General features: G+C 48.1%; 2 tRNA genes and 2 rRNA genes. All 4 read right to left on the reverse strand.

The annotated features are described in order from the left end of the window. Nucleotides 1-81 precede the first annotated feature (81 nt). The 4 genes from GWR14_RS23585 to GWR14_RS23600 all read right to left on the reverse strand — a co-directional run bounded on the left by GWR14_RS23585 (nt 82) and on the right by GWR14_RS23600 (nt 4985). Nucleotides 82-2961, reverse strand: a 23S ribosomal RNA gene (locus GWR14_RS23585). An 88-nt stretch (nt 2962-3049) separates the two neighbouring features. After that, nucleotides 3050-3123 (reverse strand) — tRNA-Ala (locus GWR14_RS23590). A gap of 144 nt (nt 3124-3267) precedes the next feature. After that, nucleotides 3268-3341 (reverse strand) — tRNA-Ile (locus GWR14_RS23595). Nucleotides 3342-3471: 130 nt separating this feature from the next. Next, nucleotides 3472-4985 (reverse strand): 16S ribosomal RNA (locus tag GWR14_RS23600). Together the 16S and 23S rRNA genes with 2 tRNA genes alongside form the textbook arrangement of a ribosomal RNA operon. Nucleotides 4986-4992: the final 7 nt, after the last annotated feature.

Here is a 4992-nt window from a genome sequence, read left to right on the forward strand (position 1 = left end):
CAATATTTTAACATACTGAGATAAAGAAAAGTAAAATAGTTTAGAAAGTTTCCTCCCGAGCCTTGCGGCCCGGGAAAAGTCGTACATAAGCTTACGGATTATTAGTACTACTCGACTATGACATTACTGCCTTTACATCTGTAGCCTATCAACGTGGTCATCTTCCACGATCCTTAAAAGAAATCTCATCTTGTGGTGGGTTTCGCGCTTATATGCTTTCAGCGCTTATCCCTTCCCAACGTAGCTACTCTGCGGTGCCCCTGGCGGGACAACAGATACACTAGAGGTTAGTCCAATTCGGTCCTCTCGTACTAGAATCAGATCCACTCAAATTTCTAACGCCCACAGTAGATAGAGACCGAACTGTCTCACGACGTTCTGAACCCAGCTCGCGTGCCACTTTAATGGGCGAACAGCCCAACCCTTGGGACCTTCTCCAGCCCCAGGATGTGACGAGCCGACATCGAGGTGCCAAACCCCCCCGTCGATATGAGCTCTTGGGGGAGATCAGCCTGTTATCCCCGGCGTACCTTTTATCCTTTGAGCGATGGCCCTTCCATGCGGAACCACCGGATCACTATGCTCTACTTTCGTACCTGATCGACCTGTATGTCTCTCAGTCAAGCTCCCTTATGCCATTGCACTCTACGCACGGTTACCAAGCGTACTGAGGGAACCTTTAGAAGCCTCCGTTACTCTTTTGGAGGCGACCACCCCAGTCAAACTACCCACCAAGCAATGTCCCCCGCAACGCGGGGTTAGGCCTCAGATAAACAAAGGGTTGTATTTCAACAATGACTCCACAACGCCTGGCGACGCCACTTCACAGTCTCCAACCTATCCTACACATCATTTATCCAAGGTCAATACTAAGCTATAGTAAAGGTGCACAGGGTCTTTTCGTCCCACTGCGGGTAAACGGCATCTTCACCGTTACTACAATTTCACCGAGCTCATGGCTGAGACAGTGTCCAGATCGTTACACCATTCGTGCAGGTCGGAACTTACCCGACAAGGAATTTCGCTACCTTAGGACCGTTATAGTTACGGCCGCCGTTTACTGGGGCTTCAATTCAATGCTTCTCCGAAGATAACATCTCCTCTTAACCTTCCAGCACCGGGCAGGTGTCAGGCCCTATACTTCATCTTACGATTTTGCAGAGCCCTGTGTTTTTGATAAACAGTCGCCTGGACCTCTTCACTGCGGCCAGCTTACGCTGGCGACCTTTCTCCCGAAGTTACAGGTCTATTTTGCCTAATTCCTTAGCCATGAATCTCTCGAGCACCTTAGGATTCTCTCCTCAACTACCTGTGTCGGTTTACGGTACTGGTACTAATTACCTGAAGTTTAGAGGTTTTTCTTGGAAGCCCTTAGGCGCACTATCTCTTTGTCCGAAGACTCCGAGTACTATCGTATTTCACCAAGCTCTCCGGATTTGCCTAGAGAGCCTATAGCTAGGTACTTTAACGAACTATTCCGTCAGTTCGCGGCGCTTTCATCACTCCGTCACCCCATCACAGTAATCAGTAGTACGGGAATATTAACCCGTTGGCCATCGACTGTCCCTTTCGGGTTCGCCTTAGGTCCAGACTAACCCACAGCTGATTAGCATAGCTGTGGAAACCTTAGTTTTTCGGTGTGCGGGTTTCTCGCCCGCATTATCGTTACTTATGCCTACATTTTCTTTTCCAGCCAGTCCAGCATACCTTACGATACACCTTCAACCCTGCTGGAATGCTCCCCTACCACTTTGCATTGCTGCAAAATCCATAGCTTCGGTAATATGCTTATGCCCGATTATTATCCATGCTCGTCCGCTCGACTAGTGAGCTGTTACGCACTCTTTAAATGAATGGCTGCTTCCAAGCCAACATCCTAGCTGTCTGGGCAGACAAACCTCGTTCTTTCAACTTAGCATATATTTGGGGACCTTAGCTGATGGTCTGGGTTCTTTCCCTCTCGGACTTGGACCTTAGCACCCAAGCCCTCACTGCTGTAAAACATTATATAGCATTCGGAGTTTGTCAGGAATTGGTAGGCGGTGAAGCCCCCGCATCCAATCAGTAGCTCTACCTCTATATAACTATTATCAGCGCTGCACCTAAATGCATTTCGGGGAGTACGAGCTATTTCCGAGTTTGATTGGCCTTTCACCCCTACCCACAGGTCATCCGAAGACTTTTCAACGTCAACCGGTTCGGACCTCCACTGTGTGTTACCACAGCTTCATCCTGCCCATGGGTAGATCACACGGTTTCGCGTCTAACACTACTGACTAAAGCGCCCTATTCAGACTCGCTTTCGCTACGGATCCATCACTTAATGACTTATCCTTGCCAGCAACGTTAACTCGTAGGCTCATTATGCAAAAGGCACGCCGTCACCCCACGAAAGGGCTCCGACCGCTTGTAAGCGTATGGTTTCAGGATCTATTTCACTCCGTTATTCACGGTTCTTTTCACCTTTCCCTCACGGTACTGGTTCACTATCGGTCTCTCAGGAGTATTTAGCCTTAGCGGATGGTCCCGCCAAATTCAGACAGGGTTTCACGTGCCCCGCCCTACTCAGGATACCACTATCCTTTACACTTGTTACCTATACGAGACTATCACTCTCTAGGGTCCTACTTTCCAGTAGATTCTAGTTCCTTGTGCAAGAAATATCGTGGTCCTACAACCCCAACATTGCCGTAACAACATTGGTTTGGGCTAATCCGCGTTCGCTCGCCACTACTTACGGAATCACTTTTGTTTTCTTCTCCTCCGCCTACTTAGATGTTTCAGTTCAGCGGGTTTGCCCACCTATCGGTGTACTATGTCTTCAACATAGTGGGTTGCCCCATTCGGATATCTACGGATCAATCGGTGTGTGCCCGTCCCCGCAGCTTTTCGCAGCTTATCACGTCCTTCTTCGCCTCTGAGAGCCTAGGCATCCCCCATACGCCCTTATTTTGCTTATTGTACTTACGTTTTTATTTGTCTCCAAATAAAAAGCGTGTTCTTTCTACTTTTTAAATATTTTCTTATCTCAATATGTCAATGAACTTTGTGGAGAATAACGGAGTCGAACCGTTGACCTCCTGCGTGCAAGGCAGGCGCTCTAGCCAGCTGAGCTAATCCCCCAATCTAATTATGAATTGTGAATTATGAATTATGAACTTCTATTCATAAGAACTCAACTCTAGAATTTCCTTTTTAATTAAGCTTTTCAGTCTTTTATCTTTTAATTTTAAAATCTTTCAATCTTTAAATTTAAAGCTTAAAAAGTAGTCCCGGGCAGACTCGAACTGCCGACCCCTACATTATCAGTGTAGTACTCTAACCAGCTGAGCTACGAGACTCTGTTTTACTTAATTCTTTATCATTTTTTTTAAATTAACAGCAAGAGTAATACAATCTTAAGATTCAAAACCTATAGTTTTTGCATCTTATTTCCTCAGCGTGCCTTTCGGCTAACACTTGAGGCTCTAGAAAGGAGGTGTTCCAGCCGCACCTTCCGGTACGGCTACCTTGTTACGACTTAGCCCTAGTTACCAGTTTTACCCTAGGCAGCTCCTTGCGGTCACCGACTTCAGGCACCCCCAGCTTCCATGGCTTGACGGGCGGTGTGTACAAGGCCCGGGAACGTATTCACCGGATCATGGCTGATATCCGATTACTAGCGATTCCAGCTTCACGGAGTCGAGTTGCAGACTCCGATCCGAACTGTGACCGGCTTTATAGATTCGCTCCCCCTCGCGAGGTGGCTGCTCTCTGTACCGGCCATTGTAGCACGTGTGTAGCCCAAGGCGTAAGGGCCGTGATGATTTGACGTCATCCCCACCTTCCTCACAGTTTGCACTGGCAGTCTTGTTAGAGTTCCCGACACTACTCGCTGGCAACTAACAACAGGGGTTGCGCTCGTTATAGGACTTAACCTGACACCTCACGGCACGAGCTGACGACAACCATGCAGCACCTTGTAAATTGTCTTGCGAAAGATCTGTTTCCAAATCGGTCAATCTACATTTAAGCCTTGGTAAGGTTCCTCGCGTATCATCGAATTAAACCACATGCTCCACCGCTTGTGCGGGCCCCCGTCAATTCCTTTGAGTTTCAGGCTTGCGCCCGTACTCCCCAGGTGGGATACTTATCACTTTCGCTTAGCCACTGAAGTTGCCCCCAACAGCTAGTATCCATCGTTTACGGCGTGGACTACCAGGGTATCTAATCCTGTTCGCTACCCACGCTTTCGTCCATCAGCGTCAATCCATTAGTAGTAACCTGCCTTCGCAATTGGTATTCCATGTAATCTCTAAGCATTTCACCGCTACACTACATATTCTAGTTACTTCCTAATAATTCAAGTTCAGCAGTATCAATGGCCGTTCCACCGTTGAGCGATGGGCTTTCACCACTGACTTACTAAACCGCCTACGGACCCTTTAAACCCAATGATTCCGGATAACGCTTGGATCCTCCGTATTACCGCGGCTGCTGGCACGGAGTTAGCCGATCCTTATTCTTACAGTACCGTCAAGTTCCTTCACGAAGGAGTGTTTCTTCCTGTACAAAAGCAGTTTACAATCCATAGGACCGTCATCCTGCACGCGGCATGGCTGGTTCAGGCTTGCGCCCATTGACCAATATTCCTCACTGCTGCCTCCCGTAGGAGTCTGGTCCGTGTCTCAGTACCAGTGTGGGGGATCTCCCTCTCAGGACCCCTACCCATCGTTGCCTTGGTAAGCCGTTACCTTACCAACTAGCTAATGGGACGCATGCTCATCTTTCACCGTTGTGACTTTAATAATTAAACCATGCGGTTTGATTATACTATGAGGTATTAATCCAAATTTCTCTGGGCTATCCCTCTGTGAAAGGCAGATTGCATACGCGTTACGCACCCGTGCGCCGGTCTCAAATTCCGAAGAACTCTACCCCTCGACTTGCATGTGTTAAGCCTGCCGCTAGCGTTCATCCTGAGCCAGGATCAAACTCTTCATCGTATATTTT

The organism is Flavobacterium ajazii, from assembly GCF_010614725.1.
Classification (GTDB): Bacteria; Bacteroidota; Bacteroidia; order Flavobacteriales; family Flavobacteriaceae; genus Flavobacterium; species Flavobacterium ajazii.